Here is a 19,273-nt window from a genome sequence, read left to right on the forward strand (position 1 = left end):
CCGCTCATGGTCGACGAGCTCCCCGTTCAGCCAGACCCTGGCCTGCTCCCTCACCGGACGCCACCTCCAAAAGCCGAGCCGCCTTCAGCTCGGTCTCACGCCATTCCAGAAGCGGATCGGACCCCCAGGTGATCCCCGCGCCGGTGCCGAACCGGAGCAGGCCCTCCTCCGCCCAGAAACTCCGGATGCCCACCGCGAGCCCACCGCGCCGGGAGTCCGCGTCCACCCAGCCGACGGCCCCACAGTACGGGCCCCGCGGGACGGGTTCGAGCATCCCGAGCAGCTTCAGCGCGCTCGACTTCGGGGCTCCCGTGACCGACCCGGGCGGGAACGTCGCGGCGATCAGCTCGGGCCAGCCGTGTCCCCCGGCCAGCCGCGCCCGGACGGTCGACACCAGATGGACGAGCCCCGGATGCTCCTCCACCTCGCACAGGCCCGGCACCTCCACCGACCCGACCTCGGCGATCCGGCCCAGATCGTTCCGGACGAGATCGACGATCATGACGTTCTCGGCGTGGTCCTTCGGCAGGAACCCGTCCGGGGTCCGTGCCGTCCCCTTGATCGGACGGGATTCGACCACGTCGCCGTCCCGCGCCAGATACAGCTCGGGGGAGGCGCACGCCACCTCCAACCCGGGCACCTTCACCGTCATCGCGTGCGGCGCCGGGTTCCCCCGGGCGAGCCGCGCGCCGAGCCCCTCGATCGTCGCCCCGGCGGGCAGCTCCGCCGACAGCACCCGGCACAGGTTGGCCTGGTAGACGACACCGTCCGCGATCGCGTCGCGGATCTTCTCGACGCCCGCGACGTACGCGGCCTCGTCGAGGGAACTGCGCCACTCCCCCGGCCGCACCCACGCGCCCCCCGGATGCGGCGCGCGCCGCACCCTCTCGAACCGGGCGCACGTGACCTTCCCCTCGTAGGTCACCACCACGGCCCACCAGCCCCGCGAGTCCAGCGCGCCCAGGTCGCTCGTCACGTCGGCGAGGCCCGTCGCGAACAGACCCCCCGCATAAGCGAAATTCACACCAGTACACAACCAAACGAACCGGCGAGCCCTTCCGACCCCACCCGCGTCACGACCAACGCCCGGCGCGTCGTGCCCCGTTCGAACCAGCCGAGGTCGATCATCCGCGCCGTCAGCGCCGCCCCGAGCGCCCCGCTCAGATGCGGCCGCCGCTCCGTCCAGTCGAGGCACGCCCCGGCGAACGTCCGCCGCGCCCGCCGCGACGCCGCCACGTCCAGGCCCAGCGCCGCCAGCCGCTCCTCGCCCTTCGCCGTCACGTCCAAGCCGTCGTCACCGTCGGCCTCGATGAGCCCGCCGTCGACGAGCGCGGCGAACAGCGCCACGCCCGCCCTCCCGGCCAGGTGGTCGTAGCACGTCCGCGCCTCACGCAGCCGCCGCGCGTCCCGCGACTGCCGCAGGCTCCGCGGCTCCACCGGCGCGCCGAGCCGCGACAGGGCCTCGATCACCTGCGCGACCTCGCTCCCCCGCAGCCGGTAGTACCGGTGCCGTCCCTGCTTCACCACGGTGACGAGACCGCCGTCCAGCAACCGGGCCAGATGCGCGCTCGCGGTCGGCGCGCTGACCCCCGCCACCCGCGCCAACTCCCCCGCCGCGAGCGGTCGCCCGTCCAGCAACGCCGTCAACATCGCCGCGCGCCCCCGGTCCGCCAGCAGCGCCGCGACCGGCGCGAAGTCCGCGTTCAGCACCAGATCCGAGCCCATGGCCCGACCCTAGGCGACCCGTCCTTCGACCAGCGTCGAAGCGTCCTCCCGACAAACCGGTTTGGGGAACGGCCTGGGACGCGCTAAGGTTTTCCACGTCGCCGCGAGGCGCACGCGGAAGTGGCTCAGGGGTAGAGCATCACCTTGCCAAGGTGAGGGTCGCGGGTTCAAATCCCGTCTTCCGCTCTGTGGGGCCTTTCAGGCTGAACCCCAGAAGGCTCTTTCTGGTGGAGTGGCCGAGAGGCAAGGCAGCGGCCTGCAAAGCCGTGCACACGGGTTCGAATCCCGTCTCCACCTCGCAAGGGCGATTAGCTCAGTGGGAGAGCGCTACCTTGACACGGTAGAGGCCACTGGTTCAATCCCAGTATCGCCCACCACACCTCTGCTCAGGTCAGGGGTCTGGTTCGTGTCGTCGACACAAGGTCTCAAGCCCGCCTGGGCGATGATCGTTCTCGTCCGCCGCCTCGTCCGCCGCCTCGTCCTCCGTGGCGAGGAGCGGTGACAGGTCATTCCCCGGCCACTGCCGCCTCGTCGAGGATCTTGGTGATCCAGTCGAGCAACGGCATCTCGGCGGCTTGCGCCGCCTGCGTCCATAAGTCCTTGCGGTCGATGTGCAGGCTCACGATGACCTTGGTCCGGGCGTCCTTCTCCGCGGTTTCGGCGGGCAGTTCCCGCGCTTGGCGGATCTCCTTCCGCAACCGCCGGGTAGACCATTTTCCCCTTTCCGCGAGTTCAAGCCAGCGGTCCTGTTCGTCTTCCGGGAGGGCCGCGGTCTCCGCATGATGCTGAAGGCTCAGGCCGTCGCGCCTGCGGGAGACCGGAAAGCGGCGCACCACCCACGCATAGTTGCGTAACGTCTGATAGTCGAGCGACGTCTCCTCGATAACGACGCGATACCGGTCGGGAAAGCGGTTCTGCCCGTACACCAGCCAATCGCCTAGCCACCAACCAGACGAGTTGGTGATCGTGTTGAGGTTGCGCCCGATATGCCGCCAGGCTTCGAAGGTGAGCCCCGGCGGCATGTCGAGTTCCACGCGGCGCGCTTTGATCCCGGCGTCGCCCCCGAGTCCGGCCTGGACGGACCACCGTTCCCTGGGCCCCGTGGGGCGGCCCGCGCTTCTCCCGTTCCCCTCGGCGCCCCGTCGGCCCTGCGGAAGCTCGATCCGTGCGAGGTCCATAATCCACTCCCCCGGCTGAAACTGATCGATGTGCGGGCCGCGCGTTCAGCGGCCCCGGGCGGCGGGCCACGGAACGCACCCCGCCGAAAATGGACGGCATACTTCCAGTCGATCTCCAAAGACCACCGGACCGTACGCGTCCGAATTCGCCACGCCACAAGAACAAGAAGTGTCGGCTCACCGACTGACCGGACACGCCCCCGTTCTTATGAGAGACCGCGCTGAAGGGGTGTCATGGAGCACAGCATGCACCAGTCACCGCGACAGCGACAACTGATCATTTCATGTGTTCTTTATGAATAGTTCACGGAGCGACGGGCGACCGTCCCCGCCGAGCGCGGGCCGGCGGCGTACCGGATTCCCGGCGACTCAGGCCCTGACCAGGCGAAGCCGTCCACGGCAAGCAACCTCGGTTGACAACATCGACCTAGGCAACCTACGTTGCTTGCATGACGGGCGTCGAGGTACCCGCATCGCAGGACCCCACCGACCAACTGGCGGCAGTGGTGGCGCTGCGCCGCCTGGCCGACCAACTGGAGGACGTCGCGGTGGAGAGGGCCATGCGAGCGGGCTGGAACTGGCTGGACGTCGCCGAGGCGCTCGGCGTCACTCGGCAGGCGGTCCACAAGAAGCACGCCAAACGCCTCATCGCCAACGGCGTCGAGCTGAGAAGGAGAAGGAAGTGAAGGGGCGGACCTTCGAGACCTACGTCCGCACGGTCCTCGAAGGCGGTGCGCGCGAGGCCCAGCGGTCGGGATCGGCGACGATCGAGGCGGAACACCTGCTCCTGGCCATCGCCGCGGGACCGGAGAACGCCTCCCGGGAGCTTCTGCGCTCGGCGGGGCTCGACCACGAGACGATCCGGGACGCGCTGCGGCGGGAGTTCGAGCAGAGCCTCCGCACGGTCGGCGTCTCGGTCACCGACCGCTCCCTGCTGTCGCCGCGCGAGGCGGCCGTACGCCCGTCGCGGATGGGCCGGTCCGCCAAGCTCGTCTTCGAACGCGGCATGGCGGCGGCCCACGGCAAGAACGACGCGCGCCCGGAACATCTCCTGCTGGGCGTCCTGGAACTGAGATACGGCACCGTCCCACGCACCCTCGAACTCGCGGGCGTCGACACGGCCGCCCTGAAAGAACGCGCTCGGCGATCGCTCTCTGGTGAGAGCGCGTAAGGCACGCGTGGCCGCCGAGCCGCGTCGCCTCCCTGGGACGGGTGAACGACGACACGAAAGGCAAGCCGATGAAACTGAGCGACGAGATCGCTCTGGAGGTGGACGGCCTGCGCATGCGCTACGGGACCAACGACGTCCTCAAGGACGTGACGTTCCGGGCCCACCGGGGAGAAGTGCTCGCCCTGCTCGGCCCGAACGGGGCGGGCAAGACCACCACGATCGAGATCCTGGAGGGGTTCCGCGGACGCTCGGGGGGACGGGTCGAGGTCCTCGGGGCCGATCCACCGCACGGCGACGAGTCGTGGCGGGCCCGGATCGGCATCGTCCTCCAGTCCTGGCGCGATCATGGAAAATGGCGGGTGCGGGAGCTGCTGGCGCATCTGGGGTCGTACTATGCCGCCTATTCCACCGACAAGATCACGCGCCCGTGGGACACCGCGGACCTGATCGAGCATGTGGGCCTGACCGATCAGGGCGACAAGCAGGTCCGGATGCTGTCGGGCGGGCAGCGGCGGCGCCTGGACGTGGCGATCGGCGTGGTCGGACGCCCCGAGATGCTGTTCCTCGACGAACCCACCGCCGGCTTCGACCCGGAGGCGCGGCGCGCGTTCCACGATCTGATCCTCGGGCTGGCCGCATCGGGCGAGACCACGATCATGCTCACCACGCACGACCTGGCGGAGGCGGAGAAGCTCGCCGACCGCATCATGATCCTCAATGAGGGACGGATCGTCGCCGACGGCACCCCGGGTGAACTCGCCGAGCAGTTCGTCGGCGAGGACGAGGTGCGCTGGACCTTGGACGGCCAGCGGTACGTGCGGTCGACGCGTGCGTCGACCCGGTTCGTCCACGAGCTGTTCAAGACGCACGGCGACGCGATCAACGACCTGGTGGTCCGCCCCTCGTCGCTGGAGGACACCTACCTCTCGCTCGTGCGCAAGGCCGAGTCGACACACGATCCGGCCATCGGCGCCGGGGTGAAGGAGCCGGCGCGATGACCCCCTCCGTCATGGTGATCCGCTCGGGCACCCGACGCGGGCTGATCGAACTCCGCCAGGCGTTCGCGGGCTTCGAGCTGATCAACCAGCTGCTGTGGCCGGTGGCGACGCTGGTCGCGGTCTTCTTCCTCCGCGACCGGGAGTTCCGGGACACCGGGTTCGAGCTGGGCACCCTCGTCATGCCCAGCGTCCTCGGCATGTTCATCGCGCTCGGCATGATCCTGGTGATCCAGTACCTCACGGTGGAGCGCGAGGACGGCACGCTGCTGCGAGCGAAGACCCTCCCCCACGGCATCCGCGGCTACTTCATCGGCAAGCTCGTCACCACATCGGGATGCATCCTGGTGTACCTGATGATCCTGCTCGTCCCCGGAGCCTTCATCGTCGACGGGTTGAGGCTCGGCACCGCCGGTTCCTGGCTCACGCTGGCGTGGGTGCTGGCACTCGGGCTGGTGGCCACGCAGTCGATCGGGTCCGTGCTCGGCGCACTGATCTCCAACCCGCGCGGGGCGGGTGTGATGTCGGTACCGGTCATGGCACTGATCGGGATCTCCGGGATCTTCTACCCGATCACGTCGCTGCCCGACTGGCTCCAGGCGATCGCACAGGTCTTCCCGATCTACTGGCTCGGCCTGGGCATGCGGTCGGCGCTGTTGCCGGACGACATGGCCGCCGTCGAACTCCACCACTCCTGGCGCCACCTGGAGACCTTCGGGGTCCTCGGGGCATGGGCCGCGATCGGCCTGGTCCTCGCGCCGATCGTGCTGCGCCGGATGGCACGGCGCGAGTCCGGCTCCCGCGTCGCCGAGTACCGCGAAAAGGCCCTGCAACGCGTCGGATAGGAGCAGCCGCACCCCCATCGACCTCACGATTTCGAATCGCCGCTCCACCCGTCCCCCGGAGCGGCGATTCGGCATCCCCTTTATCCTGTTAACAATTACTCAGAACACCCTCGTCCGCGCCGCGACATCGCCTCCCCACCACCATTCGGACACCGAAAGGCGGCCACTCTCGGCCATTTTCTGGCACACCGAAACGATCTCAACGTAGCATCAGATGGATAACGACGGCGGTTTCGAAGGCCCTCCAAACCGTCATGCGACGAGCCCAAGGGAAGCCACCCTTACGGAGGGTATCCCCTGAGCCACCGAAAGTGCCGTTGCCACGGGGAAACACTATGGTGTCGAGGCCGAAATCCACTTGGCCGGCGCATGCCGAGTCATTCGGCATGCCAGCGGCGCGACCGCTCGAATACATCGCGGACCGTAGCCGCGCGCACACACGACTTTCCAGTCGCCCGCAATTCAGTGTCGCTTTTAACATCAGCAGTCCTACTGAGCCAGAAGGTGCACAATGCGGGCATTGAAAGTGCTCGTCGCCGACGACCAGCACATGGTCCGCGGGGCTCTCGTCGCCCTGCTCGAAACCGAACCCGATCTCAGCGTGGTGGCCAGCGTGGGGCGCGGCGATCTCGTCATCCCGTCCGCCCGGGAGTGCCGGCCCGACGTAGCGATCATGGAGCTCGACATTTCGAGCGTCGACGGCCTGTCACTCGCGGCCAGGATGCACGAGACGCTCCCCTCGTGTCGAACGATGATCCTGACCGGGCTGGCTCGACCTGGCGTCGCGAGACGGGCGCTCGCCGCCAAAGTGGCAGGTGTCCTGCTCAAGACCGCTCCTTCGGAACGCCTCGCGGAGGCCGTCCGCGAGATCGCCTCGGGCCGGCACTTCATGGACCCGCAGCTGGCCACGCTCGCCTGGGCGGCCGGCGACAATCCCCTGTCGGGCCGCGAGGTCGAGGTCCTGAAGCATGTCGCGCAGGGGGCCGAGCCCATCGAGATAGCCGCCGCCCTTCAGTTATCCGTCGGCACCATACGCAATTACCTGACAGCAGTGGTGTCGAAACTGAACGCGCGTAACAAGGTGGACGCCGTCCGCATTGCCACCGAGGCCGGCTGGATATCCTGACCGATCCCGGCTGTCCACGGCGCTCCGACCGCCCTTCCCCCCGTACTATGGTCAATCGTCGCCTTCAGCAGTACGGTGACCGCGTTCACGAGTACCAGAAGAATCGGTCACCTCGACCGGAGCCCGCACCGGATGCTGACCGTCGACATCGCTCTCCCCGGCTCACACGGCCTCTTGTCCCGTCGCCAGGACAAAGCGGCGGATCCTTATGGACGAACAGGAGGACCAGCCGTCCGGGAGAACAGAAGGAGCGTCCCATGTTCGTTCCTCACGCCTACCGCGAACCCGACGAGTCCTGGATGCATGACCTGGTCCACGGGAATCCCCTGGCTCAATTGGTGAGCAACGGAAAGGGACCGGAACCGCCCTGGATGACTCATGTGCCGATCATCGTGGATCCGCACGCGTCCCGGCCCCCCGGCGATCTGAGCGGACTCACGTTGTGGGGCCACATGAATAGGGAGAACCCCCACTGGAGCGCACTGGGAACGGCCGCTCCCGTGGTGGTCGCGTTCACCGGGCCGCACGCCTATGTGTCGCCCGCCGTGTACGGATCCACGCCCACCGCGCCCACCTGGGACTTCACCGCCGTCCACGCGCACGGAACGCTGCACAAGGTCGACAGCGCCGACGAGACCCTGGCGACGGTTCTGGAGACCGTACGGACATTCGAGAGCCGGTTCGGGGCCGGGTGGTCCATGACGGATTCCCTCGGGTACTTCCGGCGGATCCTGCCCGGTGTGGGTGCCTTCCGGGTGGCGGTCACCCGGGCCGACGGGATGTTCAAGCTCAGCCAGGAGCAGTCCCCGCAGATCCGCGGGCGTGTGCGGGACGCGTTCGCGCAGCGGGCGTGCACCCACCACCGCGCCATCGCGTCGCTGATGGACCGCCTGGAGCCAAAGGCCGGCGACCTCGCCGAGGCCTGCTCCTCCCCTGCCCCGCCGTCCCTTCCGCGCACGGACTAGCGAGGAACCATGACCGCAGAACCACGTCCACTGGTCTGCCTCCCCTTCGCGGGGAGCGGGGCGGGCTTCTACCGCGCCTGGAGCAGGAGGCCGGGCCACGGGGTCCCCGTGGTCCCGGTGCAGTTGCCGGGCCGTGAGGAGCTCTTCTCCGAGGAACCGTTCACCGATGTGGCCGATGCCGCGGCGAGCCTCGCCCCCCGGGTCGCCGAGCTCATCGCGGGCGCCCCCCAGTTCGCGATCTTCGGTCACAGCCTCGGAGCCGTGCTGTCGTACGAGATCGCCCGTGAGCTCCGCCGGCTCGGCCGGCCCGGTCTCGCCCACCTGTACGTCAGCGGCTCCCCCGGCCCCTGGACCGGGCGCGACGACCGGGCGACGGGTCTCGGCGACGAGGAGTTCCTTAAACGCGTCCAGGAGTTCGCCGGTTACCGGCACGCGGCCTTCGACGACCCCTCGCTACGGGAGTTGCTCCTGCCCGCGTTGCGCGCGGACGTCGCCATGCACGAGAACTACAAGCCGTCCTCCAACGAGCCGCTCGACGTTCCGGTGACCTCGTTGCGCGGCGCCGACGACGCCCTCGTGACCGCGCGGGAAGCGCGGGAGTGGCGCAAGATCACTTGGGGGCCGTTCTCCTACCGGGAACTCCCCGGGGGTCACATGTACCTGGCCGACGCACCGGACGTGCTCCTGCGCGCCCTCGCCCGCGACTAGGCCGGCGGACACGGGCTCATGAGCAGGTCACTGGAGGGCAGGGCCATCGTGATCACGGGTGCCGCCCGCGGGATCGGCCGCGAATGCGCCGTCCGGTTCGCCCGCGAGGGCGCCGACCTCGCGCTCTTCGACATCGGCGAGGACCTGGTGGGCGTGGGCTATCCGCTGGGCGCACGCGAGCAGCTCGCCCACACCGCCGAGCTCTGCGAAGCGGACGGTGCCGCGGTCGTCACCGCGGCGGTCGACGTGCGCGACCCGACCGGGGTCCCGGCCGCGGTCGGCGCGGCGCTGGAGCGCTTCGGCGCCATCGACGGTCTGGTCAACAACGCGGGCATCGCGGCGCCGGCGGGCGTCGCGGTCCACGAGATGAGCGAGGCCGACTGGGCGCTGATGCTCGACGTGGACCTGTCCGGCGCCTGGCGGATGATCAAAGCCGTGGCGCCGGGCATGGTGGAACGCCGGAGCGGGAGCATCGTCAACGTCTCCTCGACGGCGGGGCTCGTCGGCTACCGCCATTTCAGCGGTTACGTGGCCGCCAAGCACGGGCTCATCGGGCTGACCAAGGCGGCGGCGCTGGACTACGCGCCGCACCGGGTGCGGGTCAACGCGCTGTGCCCCGGCTCAGTGCGCGACGACCCGCTGGTCGAGGGCCGGATGCTCGTGGAGATCGCGCGTTCGCTGAAGCTGCCGGACGAGGAGTACGAGCAGGTCTTCCTGCGTGACCAGCCGATGAACGCGCTCGTCGAGCCCGGCGACGTCGCGAGCGCCGCGCTGTGGCTGACCGGCGACGGCTCATGCCGGGTGACCGGCACGGTACTGACCGTCGACGCGGGGTTCACCAGCAGATGACCGCGCATCCGCTCCGACAGGGCAGGGGATCGAACATGGCGACGACCACGGCACCCACGGACCCGGCCTGCCAGGACGTGCCGCCCGCGGCCTCGCTCGCACGGGTGGCGGCGTTCCGCCGGCCGCTTCCCGCGGAGGGCCGCGCCTGCCACGCCCTCATCGCGCGGCTGCCCGGCCCGCCACCCGCCCCTCTGGCCGCCGGCCGGTTGGACGGCGTGCTGCGGAGCTGGCTCGGCCCGACCTGGGCACGCCTCTGGGAGACCCGCGTCCCGGCGCCGTACGACGCGCCGGCGAGCCGTGAGCGGATGCGACGCGAGGCGCTGCGCCCGGTACACGACGAGCGCTCCCCACTGCGCGCGGTGCTGCTGCGGTATTCCGACGGCTCCGCGGACCTCGTGCTCGTGGCCCTCCGCTCCCGGGTTCCCCGTGCCGTACTCGACGAGATCGTCGACGTGGCGTCCGGCGGAGCGCCACCGGTGGCGCCGTCCGTCCCGCCGGTCGAGCCCGGGACGCCGTGGTGGTCCCGCCTCGACCGGAAACTCGGCGATCCAGGCCGCGCCGGGACGGTCGATGTCCGCCCGCTCGACCTGCCCCGGCTCCACCCCGGCCTGGAGCGTGTGCTGGTCGGTGCCCTCGCCCTCGCTCAATCCAGGTACTCGGGCGAGGGGACCGCGCGGCTGGGACTGATCGACACGGACGGCCACCGGTACGAACCGGCCGTCGTGGAGATGAACCCGATCGACGAGGAGGAAGGCACGACGCGCTTTCTCGCCCGGGTCGGCGCCGCACTCGACGCCGCCCGCGGCGGCGCATCCGGCTCGGCGTCCAGCTCGGGAGAGCCCTTCCCCGAACTCGGCGTCGTGTTCTCCAGCGGTCCCGCCGACCGCGTCCACCTGCCCTTCCTCGCACCGCCGTTCCCCTTGACCGTGCAGGTCGCCCAGCGGCACGACGGCCCGCCGGAGGCGTGCTGCTGGGTCGGCGAAGGAGCGGTCTCCGCGACCTTCCGCGCGTGTGTCGAGCGGCTCGCCCACCGGTTCGCGAAGGCTCCCGGAGCACCGGCGCTGGCCACGATCCCCCTCATGGACGCGGGCGAGACGGCCAGGGTCCTGCGGCTCGGCGGAAGCGCCGGACCGCCTTCCCGCACCGGCGGCACGCGCATCGACCGGCGATTCGAGGAGATGGCGCGCCGGAGGCCGGACGTCGTGGCGGTCGTGGACGACGGGGGGACGCTCACCTACCGGCGGCTCGACGAGCGAGCGGATGCCGTCGCGGCCGGACTGCGCGCCCTCGGGCTTCCCCCGGCCGGCCGGGTCGGCGTGTGCCTGGAGCGCGACGCGTCCCTCATCATCGCCATGCTCGGCGTCCTCAAGGCCGGGCACGCGTACGTTCCCATGGACCCGCACCATCCACGGGAGCGGCTGGGGTACGTCACCGACGACGCCGGGCTCCCGGTGGTCATCGCCGGCTCCGGAAGCCTCCCGGCGATCCCCGGCGTCCGGGCGTTCAGCCTCGGCGACCTCGAGGACCTGGGTGAGAACGGTGGCGCCGGCGCGGGCGGCGGCTCCGCCGGCCCCGACGACCGGTCCGCCGACGATCCCGCCTACGTGATCTACACGTCAGGGTCGACGGGCCGCCCCAAGGGGGTGGTCGTTCCGCACCGGAACGTGGGCGCCCTTCTGGACGCCACCGCCGAGGACTTCGCGCTCGGCACGGGCGACGTCTGGACGCTCTTCCATTCCAGCGCGTTCGACTTCTCGGTGTGGGAGATCTGGGGCTGCCTCCTCACCGGCGGGCGGCTCGTCGTCGTCCCGTACTGGACGGCACGCGACGCGGACGCCTTCCGGAGCCTGCTCGCCGAGCAGCGGATCACGATACTCAACCAGACCCCGTCGGCCTTCTCTCACCTGGTCCGGGCGGACCGGCGGGCCCGGGACGACCTCTCCGTCCGGCTGCTGGTCTTCGGCGGCGAGCCGCTGGACGCGCGCCTCCTCGCCCCCTGGTTCGCCCGGTACTCCCCGGCGCGGTGCCGAGTGGTGAACATGTTCGGGATCACCGAGACGACCGTGCACGTCACCGCGCATCCGGTCACCCCCGCCGACGCGGTCGCCGGCTCCCGGTCGGTCGGGCGGGCGCTGCCCGGCTGGACGATCTCCGTCCGCGACCTGCGCGGGCGGGTGCTGCCTCCGGGCGCGGCAGGCGAGATCCACGTCGGCGGCGCCGGAGTCGCGGACGGCTATCTGGGCAGGCCCGGGCTGACGGCGGAGCGGTTCGTCCCCGACGGCGTCACCGGCGAGCGGCTCTACCGCAGCGGCGACAGGGGCCGGCTGCTCCCCGACGGCCGCCTGGAGCACCTGGGGCGGCTCGACGACCAGGTCAAGATCCGCGGCCACCGTGTCGAACTCGGGGAGATACGGTCGGCGCTGGCCGCCGATCCCCGGGTGGTCGCGGCCGTGGTCACCGTTCGCCGGGCGCCCGCGGACGATCCCGCGGGCACCCGCGTCGACGGGTACGTCGTGCTCGCCGAGACCTGCGATCCGCGGCACGTCCTCGCCGACGTCCGCCGGGTCCTGCCCGACTACATGGTGCCGGCGACGCTCACCGCGATCCCGGAGATCCCGCTCACCGCCAACGGCAAACCGGACCTGGCACGGCTCCCGCCGCCCGCCGCCCGCCCGGTCCCCGCGCCGACCGGCCGGATGGACGGCCCGGACGGCGGCGCGGAGGGACCGAACGGTGGGATCGGCCCCGGCGGCCCCGCGGCGGAGATCCTCGGCATCTGGAGCCGCTGCCTGGGCGTCGCCGTGACCGGCGACGACAACTTCTTCGAACTGGGCGGCAATTCCCTGCTGGTGCTCCAGGCCATCACCGCCATGCGCGAAAAGGGACTGCCCGAGATCAGCGTCCGGGACTTCTACGCCAACTCGACGGCTCACCGCCTCATCAGCCTGGTGGAAGCGCGGCGCCGCGGCGAGGAGGCCGAAGCGATTCCTTGACATGGGGAAAGCGCCGCTGAACCATCGACCGTGACTCGAATTTCCGGAACCTCCCATGAAAGGTCGTACTCGGAAATGCGCGTTGAAGATTGGCATGTCCATCCCAAGCACGTCTGGATACATGGCGGGCGCCCGGAGCAGATCGTCGATTACGACGACGAGCTGAAAATGTGGAACGTCTACGGCTATCCGGAGGCGGTCGAGATACTCACCCAGCCCACGGTGTACTCCAACGACTGCGGACGGCTGGACCCGATCGAACTACCCGCGGACATCTGCGCCGGCGACTTCTCCCAGATGGATCCTCCCGAACACCGGAAGGTGCGCGGGCTCGTGGAGTACGCGTTCACCCCGAACCTGGTGGCCGGCCTGGAGGCGCGGGTCGAGGCGCTCGTCCACGAAATGCTCGACGAACTGGACGGCAGGGACGGTTTCGATCTGGTGTCGGAGCTGTCGACGCCGCTGCCGCTGACCGTGATCTGCGAACTGCTGGGCGTGCCGCGCGAGGACCGCGCCCGCATCCACGACTGGTCCCACCGGATGGTGGACGACTCCGAGGACTTCGAACCGCCCGAGGCCGCCGTCGAGAAGCCGCACGAGCTGCAGCGGGCCTTCGACCTGCTGCGGGAGATGCGCGAGTACTGGACCGGCCTGGCGGACGTGCGCCGCCGGCGGCCGGGCGACGACCTCCTCAGCCACCTGGTGCGGGCGGAGGTCGGGGGCGAGCGGCTGACCGAGACCGAGGTGTTCAACATCGCCAACCGGCTGGTGATCAATGGTCACCACAGCACGTCGATGCTCCTCAGCAACACCATGCTGATCCTGGACGCCTTCCCCGAGCAGGCGGCGCGGGTGCGCGCGGACCGCTCCCTGCTGGCGACCATGATCGAGGAGTCGCTCCGGTTCCTCTCCCCGATCTCGACGGTCGGCAAGGCCACCACCACCGATGTCGTCGTGGCCGGCACCCGCATCCCCAAGGACCAGCTCGTCATGGTGTGGAACGGAGCGGCGAACCGGGACGAGCGCGTGTTCGACGACCCGCACGCCTTCGACCCCGCGCGGACGCCCAACCCCCACCTCGGTTTCGGGCGCGGCGTCCACTTCTGCGTGGGGCGGCGGCTCGGGCGGATGGTGGCGAGGATCGCGGTGAACGTCCTGATGGACCGCTTCCCCGAGTTGCGCACCGACCCCGACCGCCCGCCCTCGTTCATCCAGATCGCCGACGCCGGCGGCATGGACAGCATGCCCGTGCTGGTCGCCTGACCCGCCGGCGGAAGGAGAAACGTCATGACCACGGTCGTCGACCGCTGGGACGTCCACCCCGAGCACCGCTGGCTGCGTGGCGAGCGCGCCGAGCGGGCCATCGTGTTCGACGAGTCCGATGGGCTGTGGAACGTCTACGGGTACGCCGAATGCCGGGAGATGCTCGGCGACCACCGCACCTTCTCGTCCGGCACGGCCCGGCTGCTTCCGGTCAGCGTCGAGGCTTCGCTCATCGAGGGCGATCTCTCCCAGATGGACCCGCCGCAGCACCGCAAGTTCCGCAAGCTGCTCACCCCGGCCTTCTCCCCCAAGCTCATCGCGGCCATGGAGCCGCGCATCACCGCGATCACCGAGGGGCTGCTCGACGGCGTCGAAGGCAAGCCCGAGATCGAGCTGGTCGCCGACCTCGCCTACCCGCTGCCCGTCATCGTCATCGCCGAACTGCTCGGCGTTCCCGCGAGCGACCGGGACATGTTCAAGGGCTGGGCGGACAACGTCATCGAGAGCTTCAGCGGGTTCTCCTCGCTCGACACCGAGCAGGGGGCGGAGGACATCCGGGAGGGCACCGAGCGGCTGCAGCCCCTGCTGGAGTACCTCGCCGGCCACATCGCCGAGCGCCGCCGCCATCCCCGTGAGGACCTGATGACGCAGCTGGCCACCGCCGAGATCGACGGCGAGCGGCTCACCGACAACGAGGCGGTCAACATCGCCAACATCATGCTGATCACGGGGCACATCACCACCTCTATGGTCCTCGGCAACACCGTGCTGTGCCTGGACGCCTACCCCGAACAGGCCGAACGGGTGCGCGCGGACCGCGCCCTGGTGCCCGGCGCCATCGAGGAGGCCCTGCGGCTGCTGCCGCCGTCGACGGTCCTCACCCGGGCCACCGAGACCGAGGCCGAGATCGGCGGGCAACGCATACCGAAGGACCAGCTGATCTTCCTGTGGCTGGGCGCGGGCAACCGTGACCCGCGGGAGTTCACCGACCCCGGGCGCTACGATCCCGCCCGCGATCCCAACCCGCATTTCGGTTTCGGCTGGGGCATCCACTTCTGCATCGGCGCCGGCCTGGCCCGCCTCGAAGGCCGCATCGCCCTCAACGCCCTGCTCGACCGCTTCCCGGCGCTGCGGACGGACCCGGCGTCCCCGCCCGGCTTCTTCGACACGCCGGACATGATCGGCGTCAACCGGCTCCCCCTCCGCACCACCTGACCAGGAAGGCGACGATGGAAGCCCAACTGCCCGCGATGGTGTCCGGCTATGTGCCCGCGCAGATCCTCTACGCCACCGCGGAGCTCGGCATCGCCGACGCGCTCGCGGACGGCCCGCACGGGCACGTGAAGGTCGCCGAACGGACCGGGACGGAACCGGCCGCGCTGCGCCGCCTCCTGCGGGCCCTGGTCGGCCTCGGCCTGGTCGAGCAGGTCGACGCCGACCGCTTCGCGCTCACCGAGGCCGGCGGCGCGCTGCGGACGGCAGAGCCCGGTTCCTTCCGCGACCACGTCCTGCTGTCCATCACGCCGGAACTGTGGCAGGCGTGGGGTGCGCTCACCCGGGTCGTCCGAACGGGCGAGCCATGGCGGGACCCCGCCACCGGGCTGACGGCGCACGAAGCCGCCCTGCGCGATCCACGCCTGTCAGCCCTGTACCGCACGGCCAAGGCACACGCCACAGGGGAGTTCAGCAGCGGTCTCACCAAGGTCTATGACTTCTCCAGGTTCGGGACGATCGCGGATCTGGGCGGCGACGGGGGCGCGCTCATGGCCGCGCTCCTGGCGGCCACGCCCGGCCTCCACGGCGTCCTGTACGACCTGCCGGAGGCGCGCGGCGACGCGCTCGCCACACTGGAGGCGGCCGGGGTCGGCGGCCGCTGCGAGGTCGTCGAACGCGACCCGGCCGGACCGGTGCCGCCCGGCGCCGACGCCTACCTGATCAACCATCTGGTCCGCGACGTCGACGACGACTCCGCGACCGCGCTCCTCGCCGCCTGCCGGGCCGCCATGGCGCCGGAGGCCCGGCTGCTCCTGCTGGAGACCGTGATGCCGCCGGTCCTCACGTCCGCCGACTCCGCCTCCTACGGGCTGACCGACCTCAACAACCTGGTCTACACCGGCGGCCGCGAACGCACCGCCGAGGAGTACCGGCGGCTCGTCGAGGCGGCGGGGCTGACGCATCTCGCGACGATCGCCGTACCGGCCGCCGACGGGCTGCCCGACTACAACGTCATCGAGACCGAACCCGCGCGCTGAGACCGCGCCGCCATCGGGCACGAGAGGGGGATGGGAGAGATGGAGTACCGGATTCTGGGTCCCGTGGAGGTACGGGACGGCGACACCGAGGTGTCCCTGGACGGAACCAAGCAGCGGACGGCCCTCGCCGCTCTGCTCCTGGCTCACGGTAATTTCCTGTCCGACAGCGAGCTCAGTGCGCTGCTGTGGGGCGCCCACCCGCCCGCGACGCGCAACGCGCAGCTCTACAACCACATGTCGCGGCTCCGCAAGATCCTGGGGCCGGAGGCCAGCATCGTCCGCCGCTCGCCCGGGTACCAGATGCGGATCGGCCCGGCCCGTTTCGACCTGCTCGACTTCGAGCGGCTGAGCGCGAACGGACAGGCGGCGCTGCGGGCGGGCCGGTACGGCGAAGCGGGCGGCCTGTTGCGCGACGCGCTGGCGCTGTGGCGCGGGCCCGCCCTCGCCAACGTCTCCGAACGACTGGCCGGCGCCGAGGGACCGCGGATCGAGGAGGCCCGCCTGTTCGCGCTGGGAGCCCTGTTCGAGGCCGACCTCGCCCTCGGCCGGCACGCGCAGGCGCTGCCCGAACTGATCAGGCTGGCGGCGCGCTACCCGCTGCGGGAACGCTTCCAGGCCCAGCTCATGACGGCGCTGTACCGGTGCGACCGGCAGGCCGACGCGCTGGCGATCTTCGACCGCAGCAGGCGGATGCTCGCCGAGGAACTCGGCGTCGAGCCGGGGCAGCTGCTCCGCGAGGTGCACCGGGCCATCCTGACGGCCGACCCCGCCCTCCGGAGCCCCGCCGACCTGACGGCGGTCTGAGCCGCGGAGAACCGTCACGCGTGCGGCCACGCGGTGTAGCGGCGCAGCCCGTGGAGCAGCGGCGGGCGAGGCGTTCCGCGGGTGACGCCGCGAACCTCACCGAACACCACGACGTGGTCTCCGACCCGGAGGGGCGTACGGGCCCGGCAGTCGGCGACGGAATGCGCGTCCCGCCGGAGGTGCGGCCCGGCGCAGCCGCCGTCGAAGTGCCAGGCCACGCGGTCGAAGCGGTCACGGGCGCCCGAGGCGAACAGCTCGGCGGTCCACTGCGCGCCGTCGTGCAGCAGGTTCACCGCGAACTCGCCGCGCTCCAGCACGGCCGCCAGCGTCGGGCTCTCCCCGCGCAGGCAGACCAGCAGTGTCGGCGGGTCGAGCGTGACGCTGCACAGCGACGAGCAGGTCATCCCCCAGGGCCGGCCCGCGCCGTCGAGCGCGGTGACGACGGCGACACCCGTCGGGAAGGCGCCCATCATCGCGCGAAACTCTTCGCCCCTGGCCGCCGCCCCGGCCACGCGGCCGACCATGCCGATCGATTCCGTCATTGCGCCCTCATTTCAACGGCGTTGCCCAACGATCGCACAACGGTCCATCGGACCTCTATGAATACGCCATGGCCCAGACACTTCTCTACTCCGGCGAGTGCGGCGCCCGGGCCGCGGCACCCTACGGAACGGACCCTGGAAAAATAGAAAATATGTGACCGGCCATGCGAACATGAGGGCATTTGAATCCCATTTCCCAACGATCGGGAGAAGGAGCGTCCAATGGACGACACTCGGATTCGGAAAGTCGTGATCCTGGGCGGCGGAACCGCGGGCTGGATGGCCGCGTGCTATCTGGGCAAAGCACTGGGCCCCACCGTGAGCGTCACGGTCCTCGAGGCTCCCGCGGTCCCTCGGATCGGCGTCGGCGAGGCCACCGTCCCCAACCTCCACAAGGTCTTCTTCGACTTCCTCGGCCTCTCCGAAGACGAGTGGATGCGGGAATGCAACGCCTCCTTCAAGCTCGGCATCAGGTTCCTCAACTGGCGCACCCCGGGCGCCGGCGAGGCCCTCGCGCGCCGTGGGTCGGACGGCCGCCCCGACCGCTTCGATCATCTCTTCGGGCTCCTGCCCGACCACGAGAACCTGCCGCTGTCCCACTACTGGGCGTACCGGAAGCTCACCGGGGCCACCGACGAGCCCTTCGACCGCGCCTGTTATCCGCAGCCGGCCGTCATGGACGCCAACCTGTCCCCGCGCTTCCTCGACGGCACGAAGTGGGCCAACTACGCCTGGCATTTCGACGCGAACCTCGTCGCGGAGTTCCTGTGCCGCTTCGCGACCGGCAAGCTTGAGGTGGCGCACGTCCAGGACCTCTACACCCATGCCGAGTTCGACCACCGCGGGTTCGTCACGGCGATCAACACCGAGACCGGCCGGCGGCTGGAGGGCGACCTGTTCGTCGACTGCTCCGGCTTCCGTAGTCTGCTGATGAATCAGGCCATGCGCGAGCCGTTCCTGGACATGAGCGACTACCTGCTCAACGACAGCGCGGTGGCCACGGCGGTCAAGAACGACGACGCGGCCGACGGCGTCGAGCCCTACACATCGGCCATCGCGATGTCGTCCGGCTGGACGTGGAAGATCCCCATGCTCGGCAGGTTCGGCACCGGATACGTCTACTCCAGCCGGTTCCAGTCGCAGGACGAGGCCACGGTGGAGTTCTGCCGGATGTGGGGCCTCGACCCGGAGGACCAGCCGCTCAACCAGATCAGGTTCCGGGTGGGCCGCAACCGGCGGGCCTGGGTGCGCAACTGCGTCGGCATCGGGCTTTCCTCGTGCTTCCTGGAACCGCTGGAGTCCACCGGCATCTACTTCACCTACGCGGCCCTCTACCAGCTGGTGAAGCACTTCCCGGACAAGCGGTTCGAGCCGATCCTCATCGACCGGTTCAACCACGAGATCGAGAAGATGTTCGACGACACGCGCGATTTCATCCAGGCACACTTCGGCTTCGCGCCCCGCGACGACACGCCGTTCTGGCGAACCTGCAAGGAGTTGGAGTTCGCCGACGACTTCAAGGAGAAGGTGGCCATGTACAAGGCCGGCCTTCCGGTGGAGACGCCGGTGGCCGACGAGAACAACTACTACGGCAACTTCGAGGCCGAGTTCCGCAACTTCTGGAACAACTCCAACTACTACTGCGTCTTCGCGGGCCTCGGCGTCCTGCCCGATCATCCGCTGCCGGCGCTGTCCCTGCGGCCGGACGCCGCCGACACGGCGGAGGCCGTCTTCACCGATGTCAAACGGCGACAGGCGGAGCTTTCCGAGAGCCTGCCGTCCACCTACGAATACCTGCGCCGGCTGCACGGCGGAGAGTAGCCGGGCAACCCGCACCGGATCGGACCGACCCCGCCG

At 70.2% G+C, this 19,273-nt stretch carries 18 protein-coding genes and 3 tRNA genes; 17 read left to right on the plus strand and 4 right to left on the minus strand.

All coding sequences use genetic code 11. The features are described 5' to 3' along the window. Positions 1-4 precede the first annotated feature (4 nt). The gene (locus tag D0T12_RS18580; RefSeq protein ID WP_233526153.1) at positions 5-1,024 is read right to left on the minus strand and encodes a chorismate-binding protein; all 1,020 of its coding nucleotides are present in this window, start codon (positions 1,022-1,024) and stop codon (positions 5-7) included. Beyond that, complete coding sequence (locus D0T12_RS18585; protein WP_117400850.1) at positions 1,021-1,725, minus strand: ArsR/SmtB family transcription factor; 705 nt, start codon at positions 1,723-1,725, stop codon at positions 1,021-1,023. The genes D0T12_RS18580 and D0T12_RS18585 overlap by 4 nt, the downstream gene beginning before the upstream one ends. 114 nt (positions 1,726-1,839) lie before the next feature. On the opposite strand from D0T12_RS18585, the gene D0T12_RS18590 reads away from it, so the two are divergent. From D0T12_RS18590 to D0T12_RS18600, 3 genes are all read left to right on the plus strand, one after another. Then, a tRNA-Gly gene (locus tag D0T12_RS18590) sits at positions 1,840-1,911 on the plus strand. A 40-nt stretch (positions 1,912-1,951) separates the two neighbouring features. Next, a tRNA-Cys gene (locus D0T12_RS18595) sits at positions 1,952-2,022 on the plus strand. Between the two features lie 5 nt (positions 2,023-2,027). Further along, positions 2,028-2,102: transfer RNA gene (locus D0T12_RS18600), tRNA-Val, on the plus strand. A 129-nt stretch (positions 2,103-2,231) separates the two neighbouring features. On the opposite strand, the gene D0T12_RS18605 is transcribed toward D0T12_RS18600, so the two are convergent. Continuing rightward, complete coding sequence (locus tag D0T12_RS18605) at positions 2,232-2,759, minus strand: LmbU family transcriptional regulator (RefSeq protein WP_233526154.1); 528 nt, start codon at positions 2,757-2,759, stop codon at positions 2,232-2,234. A 593-nt stretch (positions 2,760-3,352) separates the two neighbouring features. Between D0T12_RS18605 and D0T12_RS18610 the strand changes: the two genes are divergently transcribed. From D0T12_RS18610 to D0T12_RS18670, 13 genes are all read left to right on the plus strand, one after another. Further along, positions 3,353-3,589, plus strand: a complete 237-nt coding sequence (locus D0T12_RS18610; RefSeq protein WP_117400851.1) for a hypothetical protein — start codon at positions 3,353-3,355, stop codon at positions 3,587-3,589. After that, the gene (locus D0T12_RS18615; protein ID WP_117400852.1) at positions 3,586-4,074 is read left to right on the plus strand and encodes a Clp protease N-terminal domain-containing protein; all 489 of its coding nucleotides are present in this window, start codon (positions 3,586-3,588) and stop codon (positions 4,072-4,074) included. Before D0T12_RS18610 ends, D0T12_RS18615 begins: the two co-directional genes overlap by 4 nt. Before the next feature lie 68 nt (positions 4,075-4,142). Then, positions 4,143-5,072, plus strand: a complete 930-nt coding sequence (locus D0T12_RS18620; protein ID WP_117401107.1) for an ABC transporter ATP-binding protein — start codon at positions 4,143-4,145, stop codon at positions 5,070-5,072. Further along, positions 5,069-5,914 (plus strand): ABC transporter permease, encoded by an 846-nt coding sequence (locus D0T12_RS18625; RefSeq protein ID WP_117400853.1) that lies wholly within the window; start codon positions 5,069-5,071, stop codon positions 5,912-5,914. Before D0T12_RS18620 ends, D0T12_RS18625 begins: the two co-directional genes overlap by 4 nt. A gap of 511 nt (positions 5,915-6,425) precedes the next feature. After that, complete coding sequence (locus D0T12_RS18630) at positions 6,426-7,040, plus strand: response regulator transcription factor (RefSeq protein ID WP_117400854.1); 615 nt, start codon at positions 6,426-6,428, stop codon at positions 7,038-7,040. Positions 7,041-7,297: 257 nt separating this feature from the next. After that, complete coding sequence (locus D0T12_RS18635) at positions 7,298-8,005, plus strand: FMN-binding negative transcriptional regulator (RefSeq protein WP_117400855.1); 708 nt, start codon at positions 7,298-7,300, stop codon at positions 8,003-8,005. 9 nt (positions 8,006-8,014) lie between these two features. Next, positions 8,015-8,713, plus strand: coding sequence for a thioesterase II family protein (locus tag D0T12_RS18640; RefSeq protein ID WP_117400856.1), 699 nt, complete (start codon positions 8,015-8,017; stop codon positions 8,711-8,713). Between the two features lie 18 nt (positions 8,714-8,731). Beyond that, positions 8,732-9,562: an SDR family oxidoreductase gene (locus D0T12_RS18645; protein ID WP_117400857.1), complete on the plus strand. Its 831-nt coding sequence runs from the start codon at positions 8,732-8,734 to the stop codon at positions 9,560-9,562. Between the two features lie 35 nt (positions 9,563-9,597). Then, positions 9,598-12,555 carry a non-ribosomal peptide synthetase gene (locus tag D0T12_RS18650; RefSeq protein ID WP_117400858.1) on the plus strand — a complete coding sequence of 986 codons (2,958 nt, stop codon included), beginning with the start codon at positions 9,598-9,600 and terminating at the stop codon, positions 12,553-12,555. Positions 12,556-12,630: 75 nt separating this feature from the next. Continuing rightward, on the plus strand, positions 12,631-13,818 hold the full coding sequence (locus tag D0T12_RS18655; protein WP_117400859.1) for a cytochrome P450: 1,188 nt from the start codon (positions 12,631-12,633) through the stop codon (positions 13,816-13,818). 24 nt (positions 13,819-13,842) lie between these two features. Further along, a complete protein-coding gene (locus tag D0T12_RS18660) occupies positions 13,843-15,033 on the plus strand; it encodes a cytochrome P450 (RefSeq protein ID WP_117400860.1) in 1,191 nt (396 codons plus the stop codon). Between the two features lie 14 nt (positions 15,034-15,047). Then, entirely contained in the window at positions 15,048-16,070 is a 1,023-nt protein-coding gene (locus D0T12_RS18665) for a methyltransferase (protein ID WP_117400861.1), read from the plus strand. A 30-nt stretch (positions 16,071-16,100) separates the two neighbouring features. Further along, positions 16,101-16,874, plus strand: coding sequence for an AfsR/SARP family transcriptional regulator (locus D0T12_RS18670; protein WP_199487529.1), 774 nt, complete (start codon positions 16,101-16,103; stop codon positions 16,872-16,874). A gap of 14 nt (positions 16,875-16,888) precedes the next feature. Here D0T12_RS18670 and D0T12_RS18675 read toward each other — a convergent pair whose 3' ends face one another. Next, the gene (locus D0T12_RS18675; RefSeq protein WP_117400862.1) at positions 16,889-17,416 is read right to left on the minus strand and encodes a flavin reductase family protein; all 528 of its coding nucleotides are present in this window, start codon (positions 17,414-17,416) and stop codon (positions 16,889-16,891) included. 222 nt (positions 17,417-17,638) lie between these two features. Here D0T12_RS18675 and D0T12_RS18680 point away from each other — a divergent pair, with 222 nt between their 5' ends. After that, on the plus strand, positions 17,639-19,237 hold the full coding sequence (locus tag D0T12_RS18680) for a tryptophan halogenase family protein (protein ID WP_117400863.1): 1,599 nt from the start codon (positions 17,639-17,641) through the stop codon (positions 19,235-19,237). The last annotated feature ends 36 nt before the right edge of the window (positions 19,238-19,273 follow it).

Source organism: Actinomadura spongiicola, from assembly GCF_003432485.1.
In the GTDB taxonomy this organism is placed as follows: Bacteria; Actinomycetota; Actinomycetes; order Streptosporangiales; family Streptosporangiaceae; genus Spirillospora; species Spirillospora spongiicola.

Excerpts from the sequence above, each read along its gene's own strand:
- D0T12_RS18585 (WP_117400850.1), bottom strand. The coding sequence starts at position 1,725 with ATGGGCTCGGATCTGGTGCTGAACGCGGACTTCGCGCCGGTCGCGGCG.
- D0T12_RS18610 (WP_117400851.1), top strand. The coding sequence starts at position 3,353 with ATGACGGGCGTCGAGGTACCCGCATCGCAGGACCCCACCGACCAACTG.
- D0T12_RS18620 (WP_117401107.1), top strand. The coding sequence starts at position 4,143 with ATGAAACTGAGCGACGAGATCGCTCTGGAGGTGGACGGCCTGCGCATG.
- D0T12_RS18625 (WP_117400853.1), top strand. The coding sequence starts at position 5,069 with ATGACCCCCTCCGTCATGGTGATCCGCTCGGGCACCCGACGCGGGCTG.
- D0T12_RS18630 (WP_117400854.1), top strand. The coding sequence starts at position 6,426 with ATGCGGGCATTGAAAGTGCTCGTCGCCGACGACCAGCACATGGTCCGC.
- D0T12_RS18635 (WP_117400855.1), top strand. The coding sequence starts at position 7,298 with ATGTTCGTTCCTCACGCCTACCGCGAACCCGACGAGTCCTGGATGCAT.
- D0T12_RS18640 (WP_117400856.1), top strand. The coding sequence starts at position 8,015 with ATGACCGCAGAACCACGTCCACTGGTCTGCCTCCCCTTCGCGGGGAGC.
- D0T12_RS18645 (WP_117400857.1), top strand. The coding sequence starts at position 8,732 with ATGAGCAGGTCACTGGAGGGCAGGGCCATCGTGATCACGGGTGCCGCC.
- D0T12_RS18650 (WP_117400858.1), top strand. The coding sequence starts at position 9,598 with ATGGCGACGACCACGGCACCCACGGACCCGGCCTGCCAGGACGTGCCG.
- D0T12_RS18655 (WP_117400859.1), top strand. The coding sequence starts at position 12,631 with ATGCGCGTTGAAGATTGGCATGTCCATCCCAAGCACGTCTGGATACAT.
- D0T12_RS18660 (WP_117400860.1), top strand. The coding sequence starts at position 13,843 with ATGACCACGGTCGTCGACCGCTGGGACGTCCACCCCGAGCACCGCTGG.
- D0T12_RS18665 (WP_117400861.1), top strand. The coding sequence starts at position 15,048 with ATGGAAGCCCAACTGCCCGCGATGGTGTCCGGCTATGTGCCCGCGCAG.
- D0T12_RS18670 (WP_199487529.1), top strand. The coding sequence starts at position 16,101 with ATGGGAGAGATGGAGTACCGGATTCTGGGTCCCGTGGAGGTACGGGAC.
- D0T12_RS18675 (WP_117400862.1), bottom strand. The coding sequence starts at position 17,416 with ATGACGGAATCGATCGGCATGGTCGGCCGCGTGGCCGGGGCGGCGGCC.
- D0T12_RS18680 (WP_117400863.1), top strand. The coding sequence starts at position 17,639 with ATGGACGACACTCGGATTCGGAAAGTCGTGATCCTGGGCGGCGGAACC.